This is a genomic window from Nonomuraea indica (assembly GCF_002850745.1).
GTDB classification, from domain to species: Bacteria; Actinomycetota; Actinomycetes; order Streptosporangiales; family Streptosporangiaceae; genus Nonomuraea; species Nonomuraea indica.
In genome coordinates, this window is record NZ_KZ559478.1 from 20305 (window position 1) to 34467 (window position 14163).

The following is a 14163-nucleotide window of genomic DNA, read 5'->3' on the forward strand; positions in this document are numbered from 1 at the left end:
TCGCCTGTACGAGCAGCCCCGGCCGGGATAGGGTCCGGGTCGTGCGCTTTGGTGCCAATTCGAGGCTAGCTGCCGCGGTACTCGTCTGTTTCGCGGCCCTGACGGGCTGCTCGGGAGAGCCGGAGCGGCCGACGCTAGAGGAAGCGACGCGGCAGCTAGTGACCGACGGGGACGCACTGTTGTCGATGGTGAAAACGGACCTAACCGGGCTGACGCAGGAGCGAGCTGATCAGGACCGGACAACTTCGTGCACACCTGGCGAAGTACAGCGGTATTTCGTGTTCAAGGGTAACCTCGCAGATCCGGCCAGGCATGATCCGATCAGCCGCATCGGACTGCTGAAAGGCAAGCTCGAAACCATGGGGTATCGGGAGGCCGTGGACGAACTCGACCTCATGGAGGACGAGTTGGGCGTTACGGTGTCTCTCCATGAGGAGGCCAAATTGACCTTCGTGCTCCTCGGGCGCCTGTCACAGACTCCCAACCTCGTGATCATGGGCAAAACGGAGTGCTACCCACGCACCGGCTGAACTCGCTCATGTGGGATCGGGGACCTGCGCGGCTTCCTCGCGGAGCTGTCTGGCGCGGCGGCGGAGATTCTCGGCGGTGCTCAGGCAGGAGTTCTCCAGTTCGCTCATCTCGCGTCTGAGCCGGACAGCATTCGCGAGGTACCGCTCTGAGGCGGGGCCCTTCCACAGGGGCTCGCTGTCGCTTGGCTTCGACGGGATGCCGTTGAACGTGTCGGCCAAGGTTCTGGCGTACCTGATGAAGGTAGATGCCAGCGCCTCCTTCTCGGCTGCTTCACGGAGCAGTTGGTGTCTGACGGGCATGCTCAACCACCCCGTACCTTCAGCGCCTGGACCAGGGCGCTCATAAGTCGGCCCTTGACCGCGTCTCGCAACAGGGCTCTGTCCGCTGCGGCGAGCGGCGCCTGCCCGTGAGCCTTCAGCGACTCGACCAAAAAGCCCACCTGCTGTTCCACCAGTTTGTTGGCGACCGCTTCGGCGTTGTCCGGTGTCCTCTGGTCGAGGTAATCCGTGATCATGTCCTTCATGACGCCCTTGGCGTCGTCGAGCCCTTTGTCCTTGCCGGTGGACACGAGCGCACTGTCGATGGGCAGGAACTTGTTGTTGAAGAAGTCGACAGGCATGAGGATGTACCCGGCTAGTCGTTCGGCGTACTCGTCGTCGCTCCACTCGGCGTATGTCGAGCCAGCCAGCAGCAGGTTTCCCAACGCACCCGTCCGCGCGGCGAGGTTGGCGTGTGCCTCTCGCCCGTAAAGATCTGGATCGAAGGGATGGAACCGGCCCGTGTCCAGCTCTTTGGTGTAGTCCTGGCCCGCCTTCATCAAGGCATCGGCCGCGACAGGGTCCTGCATCAGCGCACCCAGGAACCGGGCGCTCACGGCGGGGTCGAGCTTGTCCCAGGGCGCTCTTGGCTCCAGATAGGGCACCTCCGGCGAGTTTCGCTCGGCCTGGCCTCGGGCGAGCTTGTCGAGGATGGGCGCGATGTCCTTGGCGAGCATCCGGCTGATGGGCGAGTTTGTGAACGTTCCGATGCCGCCGCCGACCCAGAGACTGTGCTCGGATCCGATGCTGCTGATGACGGTGATCCAGGCCCGCTCCCGTATGTCATCCACGCCGGCGCCCGGCTTCAACGCCCCGTGCAGCGCCTTCGCCAACGCCTCCTCGTAGCCGGGGACACCGGTTGTAGTGACGGTGTAGGCGTTCAGCAGAACGCCGGCCTCCTTCTGATGCTCGGCCAGCAACCGCTGGAACGCCTCCGGATTCGCCTCGTACGCCTTGGCCAGGTTGTACAGACTCCAGTTGGGGTCCGTGGGATAGGCGTCAGAGTTCGGTGGGCGGTTGAGCAGGTTGGTCGCCACCCGGTTGAGGAAAGTGCCGGACTGCGGGGCCAGGGCAACCAGGGTCGTCAGGATGTCCGACGGGGCTGTCTCCACCATCTTCTGCCACTCGTTCCCGAGCCGTCCGGAACTCTCCGCGCTGGCGAACACTCTGGCTAACAGGCCCGGCGAAGAGTCTCCGGCCCGCTTCAGCGCGTCCGGGGTCAGACCTCTGCGCACACCAGCGGCCTCGATGTTCATCCAGTCGCGGAGCAACTTCTGGAACGTCGTAGGGCCGAGGGCGGCCAGCAGCGCCGCCGCGTAAGTCGGGTCGTTGGCCCTCCCCTTGAGCGCCCCCAGCGCCTTCTCCACCCCGTTCCAACTCGGGCCGGACAAGTGCAGGTCGTGGAGCTTGAGGGCCGCGGCGATGGCATCCGCGTCCTTCCTGGCCGCACGCGCCGCCTCTGCCCCGTTACTGAACGGGAAGGTGGCGGCCAACATGCCCTTCTGCTGCGTCGGCACCAACCGCTTGATGGTGTCGACGCGCCATTTCAGGTCCTGCTGCGACTCGTGGAAGAACGCCCAGGTGCGGTGCATCGCTGTGATGCCCCCATGGCCAACCCAGTCCTCACCGGCCTCGGCAATCGCTGCTTCGAGCCCTGGCCGCGCTCTGCCCAGGACCTCCTTCCCAGCCTCCATCTGGCGGATCAGCTTGTCTACGCCGAGGGGATCGATCCCGACGAACTCCCCCATTGCCCCCTCCCGGAGGGTTGGCTATAGGGCGGGAGTCAAGCACAACAGACGTCTCGGGTAAACACGTAATACATTGTCATAAAGAAGCGGAATCGCTTGTGTACGACGGTTAGTCGCAATAAGTCTCGATGAAAGCCAACATGACCGCAGTGTCCGTTCTTGTCGAGGCCGGGCCGACCGAAAGCTGTCCTTCGTGGATCGGGCGCCACGCGCTGTGCGAACTGGGCGAACTGCAAAGATCCGGGCCCGGCCATAGCCAGGGCCCGGAGCGGCCATCTATACGTCGAGGGCGCTGTTGATCTTCCCGTTGATCTGCTCTTGCTGGCCGTCCATGCACTTGGCGTAGACCCGGAGCAGGACGTCAACGCCATGCCCAGCGCGCTTGGCGACCTCAGGGGCCGGCACGCCGGCGTTGAGCCAGAGCGACACCGCCGCATGGCGGAGGTCGTACGGCCGAGCAGCAAGCGACGAGGTTACCTGGGCAGGCGTCAGAGCGAGCTTCCGCGCTTCCTGCCAGACTCGGGAGTACGCGGAACTGGAGTAGACGCCTCCCGTGCCCGTACAGAAGATCCTGCCGTCCTTGGCCGTGCCGTACTCGGCGATGTGCTCACGGAGCATCGCGACCAGGACCGGCGGGATCGGGATCTCTCGCGTTTCCCTGTCCGCCCGGTGCTTCAGGCTTCGGGACTCGTGGGTCTCGCCGGAGTTCGTCCATCGCTTCGTACTCTGGGGACGCGCTCGCTCCAGGACGATCAGGCCCCATCCCGATGCGGGCAGGGTGCAGTTGTTCGCTCGGAGATCCGCCGCCTCCTCCGGCCGAAGCGCGGCGTAGTAGATGCAGCCGAACAGCGCCTTGAGCCGAGCCCCCCGCTTGCGACCCACCATGGACAGGGCGACGAGGAGCCGCCTTGCCTGCGCTGGGTTGACCACGGTTCGCGGATCCACGACCGTGACGGCCTTGGGTGCAGTCCATTTGATCTCGTTGAGCGGGTTGGTGCCGAACACCTTCTCCTCAACCGCGTGCTCCAGCAGGTGATGGAGAATGGCCCGCTTGCGCCGTACCGTGTTCGCCCCCGCCGGGCCGCCGGCGAAGGTGGCCGAGATGGCGTCGAGTGCCCTGCGGAGAACCGCGGCATCGCCCAGAGCGGTCAGAGGAAGCGAAGCCTTCTCCAGCCACCTCAGGGTCACAGCTTGAGCCGCGGTTAGGTCTGCCCGTCGATCCTCGGGAAGGAGCACATGAACCTTGAGGACTTCCCGCAGTTCCTCAGGCTTGGGACGCCCCGGTGCGTCGGCCGTCAGAGCGGGAACCAACGACAGGAGCGCGTACGCGTCCGTCTCGCGGGTCCGGGGCGCCGAAGTGCGCCAGCGGCGAAGGATGTAGGTCTGGGCGAACTCCAGGAATGTCGGGCCGGAGGATCGGGCGGCGAGCATCGACACCGGCAGGCCGGTCACGATGTCGAACTCCTCCCCTGCCTTGGCCGCCTGGCGTAGGTCGGACAGGAAGGCGTTGGCCAGGCCCTTGGTACGGAAGCTCTTGGACTTCGCCTTGCCCGCGACCTTCCAGCGGGCGATAAAGGCGGGGGTATCCCGGTCCGAACGATGCTGGACTCCGCCGAGCTTCACGTCGTAGGTGGTGTTCACGCGGCCTCCCGGCGAGAGTCGAGCCAGGCCAGGAGATCGCTCCGCCAGACGCGCAACTCGTCATTGGGGAGCCGGATGCACGCAGGTGCACGTCCGAGTTCGCGCCAGCGGTAGAAGGTGCGGCGGGAGATTCCGCCCAGTTCCTCGAGTACCTCGGGAACGGTCAGCAGCTTGTCCTGCCTACTCATCAGGACCACCGCCCGCGTACGACAGGCTGGTGCCGGTGAGTGCGGCGGCCAAGAGTTGGTCTCCGAGGGACAGACCCTTTCCGGCATACTCCCAGTGGGCGATGACGAGGACGGTGTCCTCGTCGAAGAGGGGCAGGCGGCCGGTGGTGATCTCCTCTGTTCGCTGGTGTTCTTCGCGGGCGGCGCGGAGGGCGCCGAGGGTGGTGGAGTAGCGGCGGCTCTTGGTGGAGAAGTGACCGCGGAAGCCGAGCATGTGGGCCCACTGGGTGAGGCGTAGGTCGGCCAGGTCGTCGAGGGTTCCCAGGCGGAGGCATTCGGCGATGAGGCGGCGGGCGTGCTCGCGCAGTGGGTACAGGGCCAGTTCGTCGAGGGTGTGGATGCGCCGGTCGAGCGTGCCGACGCACTCGGCCGCCTTCGTCGCGTACTTGGCGATGTAGGCGGCGACCGCTTGTTCGGTGAGGTCGCCGTTCATGGTGATCGGGCGGATGTCGAGCTGGGTGCCCCAACGGAAGACGCGGCCCAGCGGCTCGACCTCGACGGTGATCGCGCCGGCCGCGTGCTGGACGGCTTGGGTCAGGGCATCGGCGGTGGCCCAGGCTGGAGGCGGCGAGGTGGGCCCGGTGGGGCCGTCGAGGCGGATGACGGCGTGGAAGTGGACGACGCCGCGCCGCTGGTATTCGGCGACCTTGGCGAAGGAGATGGTGAGCTGTTCACGCAGCTCGCGCAGCGTGAGTCCGGAGAGCCGGGCGAACCGTCGCCGCAGTGCTTCGGTGAAGCGCCGCCATAGCTCGGGAGCTACGGCGTTGAACAGCACCGAACCTTCGTAGTCGTAGCAGTCCGAGCAGAGGGGCTCACCGAGGTGCGGGGCGTCGGCCGCATGGCGTGCCGTGCAGGACATGACCTGCCCGTGTGGGCAGGTCTCGGCCTGACGGCGAGCGTGGCAGGGCAGGACCTTGCCGTTCTTCTCCCGTCGGACGTGCACCGCGCCGAACGACGGCGCGGTGAGCGTCACGAACAGCGCCGGGTGTGCCGCAACCGTCTCCGGGACACCCTTGCCGCCGACCAGGCCGGCCCGGACGAGCTGGTAGGTGTCGGCGCGGTAGGTCTCAGCGCAGGCGGGGCAGCGGGAGGCGCGGCGGGTCTTGCATGGCACCCGCAGGACGCCGTCCGGTTCGGTGTGGGTGCTGTAGCGGTGCAGGAGCTGGCCGGTGGCGCGGTCGTAGTGCTCGACCTTGCCGCGCAGGTGGATGGGCTGGCGGCAGCCGCCGGTGCGCTTGATCTGGTGGGCCCAGCGGTCGTAGTTCGGGTCGTGGAGCCGGGTGATCATCCCGGCGAGTGCGTGTGGGTGGGGCAAGATGGGTTCCGTCCTATCCAGTGTTCTGGGTGGATGGCCCCCGGCCTGGCGCGGATCTTGGCGGATGTGTGGCCAGGCGGGGGGCGCTACGGCTATGCGCCGTGGTTGTCGATTCCGGTGCCGTCGCAGTCGCGGCAGGTGTCGCGGTCGTTGTCGAGGCCGGTGCCGTTGCAGGTGCAGCAGCGGTAGTGGATGACGGTGAAGTCGCTGGTCATCGGCTGTGGTCCGTCTCGCGCGGGACGATGTTGACGTAGATGTGGTACTGGCGGGGGCGATGCCGGTTCGGGTAGGCGCGGGACACCGAGGTGACGGTGAAGATCTCGCGGAGCCGGAACATGCTGTAGGTGATCTCGGGGCGGGTGCCGTCGAGGCGAATCTTCATGGGCGGTGATCCCTTCAGGCCGTGGGGCCCGGGTCGGTGTCGGTGGAGTCGTAGACGGTCCGGTAGGCGGCTTCGGCGGCTTCGTGACGGGCGCGGGAGTCGGAGAGGATGGCGATGGCCTGGTACTCGACGGCGCCGAGCCGGATGGACGTCGAGTAGTGGCCGTTGTGCTCTTCGGTCGTGGTGCCGAGCAGCGCCGCGATGTCGTCGATCTCGGCCCGCATCTCGTCGTCGGACGCCGTCCGGGCGTGGTGGTAGACGTCGATCCGGCGAGGTGCCGGGATGTCGGGGCGGTCGTGGAGGAGTTGGGCGAGCGCGCGAAGGCCGGCTACGAGCGCCAGGCGCGCATGTGGTGCGGGCATCGGCTGCGGTCCTTTCACAGGGGTTGTGCGGTGTGGATGGTGCGGAGCAGGTCGGCTGCGAGTTGGTTGGAGACTCCCAGGCGTGTGCGGAGCAGGTCGCGGGTGATGGGTTTGCCGTGCTTGGCGGCGTGCTCGTCGGCGACGCGCCGGGCGTAGTCGACGAGGGCCGGGTCGGGTGCGGGCCCGTCGTCCTGGCCGTTCTCGCCGGCGGGGACGAGAACGGGACGGGCCGGGACCGCTGAGGACGTCTCGGGGACGGCCGGGGACGCCGACACCGTGACCGGGGACGTCTGCGGGACGTCCTGTGGACGCGCAGCGGATGCCCGGCGTTCGAGCATCGAGACGGCGACGAGGAACGCGCCCGCGGGTGTCGCGGCGGTGATCCAGCCCCAGGCGGTGGGTTCGGCCTGGGCCAGGTTGGCGGCCAAGGACAGGACGATCCCGCCGGCCAGGACGAGGACAGGCCAGGAGATCGGGCCGCGCCGTTCCCGGCCGGTCTTCTTGTCGCGCTGGCGTTCGCGGGCAGCCATGACGCAGGTGAGGTCGATGCAAACGGCGATGGCCCAGGACATCCAGCCGGTCTGTCCGTGCTCGCTGGCGGTGTCGCGGATGTGGGCGAACGAGCCCGCGCCCGCTATGAGGGCCAGGACCAAGACGGGGCCGGTGTCCACGAGCCAGGCGGCGAGGTGTCGCATCGGTATTCCCTCCCTTCGTAGGTGCGATCAGGCGGCGGGTATCTCGTGCGGCTGGGCGGCCATGACCTCGTCCCAGGACGGGGCAAGGTGGGCGTGGGTGTAGGCGGCGTGTTCGGCGGCCTGCTCGGTGACGTAGAAGGAGCGGGCGCGGTACCACTGGCCGTCCTGGCCAGCGACGATGGCGACTCCCGGTGTCTCGGCCGGGATGGCACGAGCTGAGACGAGGGCAGCCGGGTCGAGGTCGCCGAGCGTCATGGTCGCGGTCTCCGGGTCGTTGACCCGGTGGCAAATCCGTCCCGAGCACTGGGCCCGGAGGGCGGTGACGCCGGGCCCGAGGTCGGAGCCGATGCGCTGACCGCAGCAGAACAGATAGATGCCGAACGCCCGCCCGAGCTGGGCCACCCGGAGCAGCGCGGTCGAGGTCTTGGCGATCTCGTCCTTCTCGCTCTTGTCGGCCATCAGGTACAGCTCGGCCAGCTCGTCCACCAGGACCACAATCGGGACGGGCCGTACGGCGGGTGGGAGTTGCCAGATGTTGCGGGCCCCGGCCATCCGGCACACGCCCATCCGGTCGGCCATGAGCGTGACCAGGTCGTCGAGCAGGGTCCCGCATTCGGTCCGGGTAGTGGCCAGCGCGGACAGACGCGGCGCGTACGGGGTGAACTCCACCCCGCCCTTGAGGTCGAACCCGACCAGCGCCACGGGTTGCGGGGCCAGGCCGACGATGAGCGCGTTGGCCAGGTTGGACTTGCCCGACTGGGTCGCTCCGGCGTTGATCCAGTGCGGGACCGTCGTGAAGTCGATCGTCCACGGCCCGCCGGTCTCCAGCTTGCCCACGGTGACCTTGAGGAGTTCGGTCGAAGCCGGGAGGTCGGCGACCTTGACCAGCGGGTCGCGCATCGTGGTGGCGAGGACGACCCGGCCGGGGCGGGGCGAGGAGACGCGGACGGCGTGCACGCCCCAGGAGTGCGCGAGCCGTTCGGCCACCTCGGCGTAGTCGGCCGGGATCTGCCCTTCGAGGGTGTGGATGGTGACGCGCCAGCCGTGCCGAGTCGGCATCGGCAGCCACATGAACGGCTTGGTGTCCACAGCGATGCGCTGGAACTTGCGCTTGACGCGGACGACGCCGGTCGAGGCGACCAGGCCCGGGACGGTGGTGAACCAGAAGCGCTGCCGCTTCTTGGTCAGTCCGCAGCCGAGGGCGACCTTGCGCCAGGTGGCCCACACGCTGATCGCGGTCAACGGGTAGCCGAGGACGAGCCAGTAGGAGCGGTAGTGCCAGTGGTGCCAGGCCCAGAGCCCGGCCGCGATGGCGGCCGAGACTCCAAGCAGGGTGAGCAGGTCAGACACCGGCGGCCTCCTGTAGCGGAAGCAGAGCGGAGGCGCGGTAGCTGATCCCCCAGCGGCCGGCGATCTCCCAGACGTAGCCGACGAGGCCGACGGCGTTGACGGGGTCGCCGGCGGTGATGGGCGGCTCGCCGGTGATGCCGATCTTGACGAGTTCGATCCGGCCGAACTCGTCCTCGACGGAGACGGTGACCTCGTAGACGGTGTTGCCGTTCTTGTCGGTCTTGATCTCGCCGGTGTCCTTGTTGAGCACGCGAGGCCGCGGGGCCTTCACGCAGGTGATGGTGAGCTTGCTGGTGTCCACAGGGATGGGGACGGTGCGCATGGCGGTTCCTTCGTTCGATCCGAGTGAATCCTCTTGGCATACATAGAACGCTTGGAATTCTAAGTTGTCAAGGGATTCCACGAAGACTTGGTTGGCATGTCGGATGGGGTGTGCTGAACTGGAGGCAGACAACCTCGCGAAGGGCACGGGATGGTCGAGAAGACGGGTCGCCCCGGCTACCTCCAGATAGCCGACGACCTGCGGAGGCAGATCAGGACGGGATCACTCGCTCCCGGTGCGGCACTGCCGTCGACCGCTCAGCTCTGCCAGCGCTACGACGTGTCCGCGAGCGTGGTCAAGGCGGCCATCAGCGTGCTCCGTACCGAGAACCTGGTCGTCGGCCAGCAGGGCAAGGGCGTGTTCGTCCGCGAGGGCGCCGCCGAGGCCAGCGTCGAGGCCGGCGCCGAGGGGGCGGTCTCGCCGGACGTCATGGACCAGCTCTCTCAGATGCGCCAGACCCTTGCTGATCTCGGCGGGCGGATCGCCGATCTGGAGAAGGCCGTGTTCCAAGAGCGAAAGCGATCTCGCTGACCCGGCAGGCCAACTCCTCCATCTCGGCCTGAATGGCGCGAAGCTCGTCCAATAGCCGCTTGTTTGCGGTCATTCTGGCACCCCTTTCTGGTCGGTCTCTATCCCGGCGGGGATGCCGTTAGTTCATCGCGCATTCGCGCTGTTCGGTATCACGGAGCGTTAGCTAAGCTTCTTCATTGCTGCCTGCACGGCGGTTACACATGCGCTTTCACATGCCCGCTTCTCAAAGTGCGCAAAAGGATGCGATGAAGACAATCCAGCGCCCCGGATGGCGCCCCCTGCTGCTGCGCCAGCACCGCGAGGCGCACGGCCTCACCCTCGAAGCAGCAGGCGATCAGCTCCGGCAGGTCGCCCACCGGCACGGCCTCGTCGCACCAGCCGCCAATTTCCAGACACTCTGGGCACACGAGCAGGGATCGATATATCCCGGACCTCACTACCGGCGGGCCTATTGCCTCCTCTATCAGGCAAGTGAGCCCAAGCTAGGTTTCCGGCTACCACTACCCGGCGAAATAACCGAAGTGGAAAATTCCATCTCGGATTTGCCCGCGCCCACCGATCCCGCAGCGGACAACGCTGCCGCCCAGGTCATCGAACAGACCCTCATGAAAGTGTCCGGCAGCCCTTCCAACGCCGAGCAGAACGCACTCCTCAACCGCGTGGTCGACGCCTGGCGCCGCCGGCACGGCCAAGGCAGTCCGAAGCCGATCCTCACCCTGGTCGGCGGCTACGCCGGATCCGGCAAGACCGAGTTCTCCCGCTTCCTGTCCGACATCACCGGCTGGGCCTTCCTCGACAAGGACTCACTCACCCGCGCCATGGTCGAACGCCTGCTCGTCTCTCTCGGCGGTGACCCACACGACCGGCACACCGAGCTGTACCTGCGTGAGGTCCGACCGCTGGAGTACCGGTGCCTCATGGAGACCGCGTTCGACAACCTCAACGTCGGCACCTCCGCCATCCTGTCGGCCCCGTTCATCGCCGAGCTGGCCGACCCCGACTGGGTGTCCCGCCTCACCAACCGCTGCGCCGCCAAGGGCATCGACGTCGCCGTGGTGTGGGTGCGCTGCGACGTCGACTCGATGCGCGAGTACATCGAGTTCCGCGGAGCCGCCCGCGACGCCTGGAAGCTCGACAACTGGGACACCTACACCAGCGGCCTCAACACCGAGACCTGCCCGCCCACCGCGCACATCACCGTCGACAACCGTCTCGGCGCCGCGATCAGCCTTGCAGACCAGACCCGCGAGACCCTCAAGCGGATCCTGTCGTGAACGGCGTCGTCCTGTACGGCCCACCGGCCAGCGGCAAGAGCACCACCACCACTGCCCTGACGGCTCTCGACCCGAGGTTCGTCCTGCTGCGGAAGTTCAAATCCGGCAACCGGCGCGGCACCGAATACGACTTCGTCACCCCCGAACACCTCGCCCGACTGCGGGCCGCCGGACGGCTGCTCGCGGAGACCCACCGCTACGGCAACATCTACGCCATCGACCGTCACCAGATCGAGCAGATGACCCAGACGGGGCAAGTGCCTGTCGTTCACATGGGCAACATCCCCGACATCCTGCGCCTGGCCGAAGCCGGGGCTTGGCTGCCCGTCCTGCTGTGGGTGCCGCGCGACGTCTGCGAGCGGCGATCCCGGCAACGAGGTGACGGCGACACCGCCAGGCGTTTGAGCGCATGGGACGAGACCCTGCTCGACCTGCAAGCCCACGACGCCGGGCTCTTCTCGCTGCGGATACGCACCGACCAGACAACCCCTGGCGACGCGGCGCGGCAGATAGCCCATGCCTACTTCCGCCAGGAGGCGCCACCACTCGATCACCACGCCTGACCGCTCAAGATCCGATGCCATAGATCCTTCGCCGCACGCTCCCGCATCCAGCTTGTCTCGACGACGTCGGCCGGTGACTCACCCGACATGCGCCTGACGAACCACAGACCGCCCGCCGTACACAGCTCGAAGAACGGGCGCCGGCAGTCGCAGGTGTGTGCCCGTACGCGCAACCGGTCGGCGCGCGGCAGGCTCCTCTCCCACTCCACCGGCTCGGCCCACGGCTGGGGAGGATCAGCGTGCGGCCCGTGGTAGTCATATACGCCCATGACACCGCCGCATCACTGCCGGACCTGCTGCGCCTGCAGCAGTGCGACGAGGGTCACGTAGTCGTCGGCGCTCACCGTCTGCTCCAGCCCGGCGTCGATCTCCGCGTTGCGAAGCGGAGCGCCTCGCCTGGTCGCGTAGAGAGCGCCCGCGTCGCTGCGGAAGAACGACCAGTCGGGGAACGTGGCGCGAAGTGCGTCGAGGTCGTAACCGGGGAGTGCCATGGGGCCAGCGTAAGCAAAGCTCAGATGGGTTGTCTATAGGGCTCCATAGGGCCATCCGGAAAACGATGGGACCTCACGCATTCCTACAGTGACGTCATGATCGAGTTTCGCCACGACCGGCCTCGCTGGGAGCAGGTCGCCGACGTGATCCGCGAGCGCATCGCCGCCGGCGTCTACCGTCCCGGCTCACGAGTGCCGAGCGAGAACGATCTGATGCAGGAGTTCGGGATCGCTCGCATGACCGCCCACAAGGTGATGCGCGCCCTCCGCGAGGAAGGCACCATCTACACCGTCCGCGGCCTCGGCAGCTTCGTCAGCCAGCCGAGCGACACGAAACCGCCGGAAGGCGGGGCGTCCAGCACGTAGGCTCCGGACCGTGACTCGCAGGATCGACTTCTACAACGACCCGCAAGCGCCAGCCGCGAACAGCCTCGTCCCCTCGGTCAACGTCGTCGTCACCAACGAGGCCGGCCACATCCTCCTGATCCGCCGCTCCGACAACGACAACTGGGCCCTACCAGGCGGAGCCATCGACCTCGGCGAGTCGATCCCGGCAGCAGCCGTACGCGAGACCCTGGAAGAAACAGGCATCACCTGCGAGGTCACAGGTCTCGTCGGGACCTACAGCGATCCCAACCACGTCATCCTCTACACGAGCAACGGCGAGGTTCGGCAGGAGTTCTCCATCGTTCTTACCGCCCGAGCTGTCAGCGGCGAGCCGACCCCCAGCACTGAGTCCCGCGAGGTTCGTTGGGTACCGCGAGGCGACCTTTACAGCTACCGCATGGATCGCTCCATGAGACTGCGCATCAGCCACTACCTCCAGGCAGACGGAAGCCAGAAGCCATACATCGGCTGACACGGAGCCAATCGCTTCGACCGACGTCAAGCCTCAACCGAAGCCGAGCAACATCGGAGCGATAAAGCACCAGGTCACAGTCATGATCGTCGACTGGATGAGTACTTTCTCCACGTCTTCAAGGCGCGTTCCGCCTTCGGCGACCCGCGCGCGTCGGGCGGTCGCTGGCCGCGCTGCGGCTCTGCGGCCGGTCACGGCCAGCGCCACCCACGCGCTCAGGCTGGCCTACGCGGAGATTCGACCGTTCCGACTATGGGATCTGAAGCCTGACTGCGCTAGATATAAGCGCGCGTTGAGCAAGATATCGCACTAGTCCGATGTCGTGTCCGATGCTCTGCGCTTCGATGCCGAAAGGAAGAAGGATGTCGGGGGAACCATCAACTCCATCTTCCTTCGTGTGTACAATCCGGCATCTGAGGTCATATATTCTCATTGCTGCCTGATCCAGCAAGCTACTCTGGCGATTATTTGGATCGATTCGCGCCAAGCCATCTATTTTGGATTTGCCGCCGAAGTGCGCCACTCTCTCTGGAGATTCGGAAAGAAAGTCTCTAATATCATCTTCGGTTGCACATCCGCGAATGGTTGCCTTTAGCTGCTCTCTTTCGCTGCCATATCCGCGCCCTTGGCCGCTCGCAAGGCGAAGGATTCTCAAGACCCTTCTATCGTCTTCGTAGTCAAGGGTGGGATCCTTCAGTTCGTATCGAAGTCTCTCCACTACTTCTCGCTGGCTATAGAGGGGAAAGTAGTATTCTAGAACTTGATAGTTGGCCAAGAACTGCAGCAACGGCATGCCGGTGGCAGACCTGGCATACCAGTAGAGCTGCAGAGCGTCGCGGCTATATTCGTTCTTAGGGACGCATGGCTGAGCTCTTATTCTCCGCGGCCTAGCCTCGCGGAGCTCTGAGGTTGTATCGATTCGCCGAAGGCTGAGAGCGACGCCGTAGTTTAATTCCAGCTCAAACAGAGCGGAGCTTACGACCGTTTCAAGCACACCTATTGCTTCATCATGGCGATCGGCCTTCACTCCTGATATGCGAACCGTTGTTATGCTCATGTGTACCCCGGGCGACATAGCAGCGAAGCGGCTGCTTGCGTCCCCTATTTCCATAACCAGATTGTTATCAGAGATGAAGCCGAGCCGCCATCGATAGGAATCCTCGTCCCTCTCCGCACCCTCTAAATGGGTAAGGGTGTATCGCCATCCACCCCTGTCGCCAAGGGGCGTTACGGAGGCTTCGATAACGCCCGAATCGGCGAACTGGAAGGCGTCATAGTAACCCAGCGCCTTAGCATCCTTCAACGACGATCTCATGCACTCCTTTGCCTGCTCCTTTGAGAAAAGAATAGATCGGCTCGTCCGACCATTTGGGATGTCGATGCGAAGCGCCACATTGTCCTCCGTAGTTACGGGGACCCACTCGCACGAGATTCCATGTTTCTTGCAGTATGTCTCAAGCCGAACCCGTCCATCTCTCGGTGAGAGCATCGCTCGCGCAGAATCCTGAGTAAATGCGTAATCATCCATGGTCACTTCCTGGAGACGCGAAGGCTC

General features: G+C 65.8%; 19 protein-coding genes. 6 read left to right on the top strand and 13 right to left on the bottom strand.

Annotated elements, in window-relative coordinates; genetic code table 11:
* Positions 1-41: 41 nt before the first annotated feature.
* Complete coding sequence (locus CXR44_RS28155; protein WP_144070105.1) at positions 42-530, top strand: hypothetical protein; 489 nt, start codon at positions 42-44, stop codon at positions 528-530.
* A 6-nt stretch (positions 531-536) separates the two neighbouring features.
* On the opposite strand, the gene CXR44_RS28160 is transcribed toward CXR44_RS28155, so the two are convergent.
* The 11 genes from CXR44_RS28160 to CXR44_RS28200 form a co-directional block, all read right to left on the bottom strand.
* Positions 537-830, bottom strand: coding sequence for a hypothetical protein (locus CXR44_RS28160; protein WP_101789164.1), 294 nt, complete (start codon positions 828-830; stop codon positions 537-539).
* Between the two features lie 2 nt (positions 831-832).
* The gene (locus CXR44_RS28165) at positions 833-2596 is read right to left on the bottom strand and encodes a hypothetical protein (protein WP_101789165.1); all 1764 of its coding nucleotides are present in this window, start codon (positions 2594-2596) and stop codon (positions 833-835) included.
* A 276-nt stretch (positions 2597-2872) separates the two neighbouring features.
* Positions 2873-4237 carry a tyrosine-type recombinase/integrase gene (locus tag CXR44_RS28170; RefSeq protein ID WP_101789166.1) on the bottom strand — a complete coding sequence of 455 codons (1365 nt, stop codon included), beginning with the start codon at positions 4235-4237 and terminating at the stop codon, positions 2873-2875.
* Positions 4234-4425, bottom strand: coding sequence for a helix-turn-helix transcriptional regulator (locus CXR44_RS28175; protein WP_101789167.1), 192 nt, complete (start codon positions 4423-4425; stop codon positions 4234-4236). The genes CXR44_RS28170 and CXR44_RS28175 overlap by 4 nt, the downstream gene beginning before the upstream one ends.
* Positions 4418-5752, bottom strand: a complete 1335-nt coding sequence (locus CXR44_RS28180) for a replication initiator (protein ID WP_101789168.1) — start codon at positions 5750-5752, stop codon at positions 4418-4420. Before CXR44_RS28180 ends, CXR44_RS28175 begins: the two co-directional genes overlap by 8 nt.
* Positions 5753-5871: 119 nt before the next feature.
* Complete coding sequence (locus CXR44_RS41790) at positions 5872-5994, bottom strand: hypothetical protein (RefSeq protein ID WP_281260306.1); 123 nt, start codon at positions 5992-5994, stop codon at positions 5872-5874.
* Positions 5991-6161, bottom strand: a complete 171-nt coding sequence (locus CXR44_RS39710; protein WP_180903740.1) for a hypothetical protein — start codon at positions 6159-6161, stop codon at positions 5991-5993. The genes CXR44_RS41790 and CXR44_RS39710 overlap by 4 nt, the downstream gene beginning before the upstream one ends.
* Positions 6162-6175: 14 nt before the next feature.
* The gene (locus CXR44_RS28185) at positions 6176-6523 is read right to left on the bottom strand and encodes a ferredoxin reductase domain-containing protein (RefSeq protein ID WP_101789169.1); all 348 of its coding nucleotides are present in this window, start codon (positions 6521-6523) and stop codon (positions 6176-6178) included.
* A gap of 14 nt (positions 6524-6537) precedes the next feature.
* Positions 6538-7218 (bottom strand): DUF2637 domain-containing protein, encoded by a 681-nt coding sequence (locus CXR44_RS28190; RefSeq protein WP_101789170.1) that lies wholly within the window; start codon positions 7216-7218, stop codon positions 6538-6540.
* A 27-nt stretch (positions 7219-7245) separates the two neighbouring features.
* Positions 7246-8568: an FtsK/SpoIIIE domain-containing protein gene (locus CXR44_RS28195; protein WP_101789171.1), complete on the bottom strand. Its 1323-nt coding sequence runs from the start codon at positions 8566-8568 to the stop codon at positions 7246-7248.
* Complete coding sequence (locus CXR44_RS28200) at positions 8561-8890, bottom strand: SCO3933 family regulatory protein (RefSeq protein WP_180903741.1); 330 nt, start codon at positions 8888-8890, stop codon at positions 8561-8563. The genes CXR44_RS28195 and CXR44_RS28200 overlap by 8 nt, the downstream gene beginning before the upstream one ends.
* Positions 8891-9040: 150 nt before the next feature.
* Here CXR44_RS28200 and CXR44_RS28205 point away from each other — a divergent pair, with 150 nt between their 5' ends.
* The 3 genes from CXR44_RS28205 (at position 9041) to CXR44_RS28215 (ending at position 11258) form a co-directional block, all read left to right on the top strand.
* On the top strand, positions 9041-9421 hold the full coding sequence (locus CXR44_RS28205; protein WP_101789172.1) for a winged helix-turn-helix domain-containing protein: 381 nt from the start codon (positions 9041-9043) through the stop codon (positions 9419-9421).
* A 245-nt stretch (positions 9422-9666) separates the two neighbouring features.
* Positions 9667-10695 carry a P-loop nucleotide/nucleoside kinase family protein gene (locus CXR44_RS28210; RefSeq protein ID WP_101789173.1) on the top strand — a complete coding sequence of 343 codons (1029 nt, stop codon included), beginning with the start codon at positions 9667-9669 and terminating at the stop codon, positions 10693-10695.
* Positions 10692-11258 carry a nucleoside/nucleotide kinase family protein gene (locus CXR44_RS28215; protein WP_101789174.1) on the top strand — a complete coding sequence of 189 codons (567 nt, stop codon included), beginning with the start codon at positions 10692-10694 and terminating at the stop codon, positions 11256-11258. The genes CXR44_RS28210 and CXR44_RS28215 overlap by 4 nt, the downstream gene beginning before the upstream one ends.
* Before the next feature lie 281 nt (positions 11259-11539).
* On the opposite strand, the gene CXR44_RS28225 is transcribed toward CXR44_RS28215, so the two are convergent.
* Positions 11540-11749 (bottom strand): hypothetical protein, encoded by a 210-nt coding sequence (locus CXR44_RS28225; protein ID WP_101789176.1) that lies wholly within the window; start codon positions 11747-11749, stop codon positions 11540-11542.
* Positions 11750-11845: 96 nt separating this feature from the next.
* On the opposite strand from CXR44_RS28225, the gene CXR44_RS28230 reads away from it, so the two are divergent.
* Together CXR44_RS28230 and CXR44_RS28235 are read left to right on the top strand one after the other, a co-directional pair.
* Positions 11846-12115 (top strand): GntR family transcriptional regulator, encoded by a 270-nt coding sequence (locus CXR44_RS28230; RefSeq protein WP_180903742.1) that lies wholly within the window; start codon positions 11846-11848, stop codon positions 12113-12115.
* A gap of 10 nt (positions 12116-12125) precedes the next feature.
* Positions 12126-12608: an NUDIX hydrolase gene (locus tag CXR44_RS28235; RefSeq protein WP_101789177.1), complete on the top strand. Its 483-nt coding sequence runs from the start codon at positions 12126-12128 to the stop codon at positions 12606-12608.
* 250 nt (positions 12609-12858) lie between these two features.
* On the opposite strand, the gene CXR44_RS39065 is transcribed toward CXR44_RS28235, so the two are convergent.
* Positions 12859-14001, bottom strand: a complete 1143-nt coding sequence (locus CXR44_RS39065) for a hypothetical protein (RefSeq protein ID WP_144070106.1) — start codon at positions 13999-14001, stop codon at positions 12859-12861.
* Positions 14002-14163 lie beyond the last annotated feature (162 nt).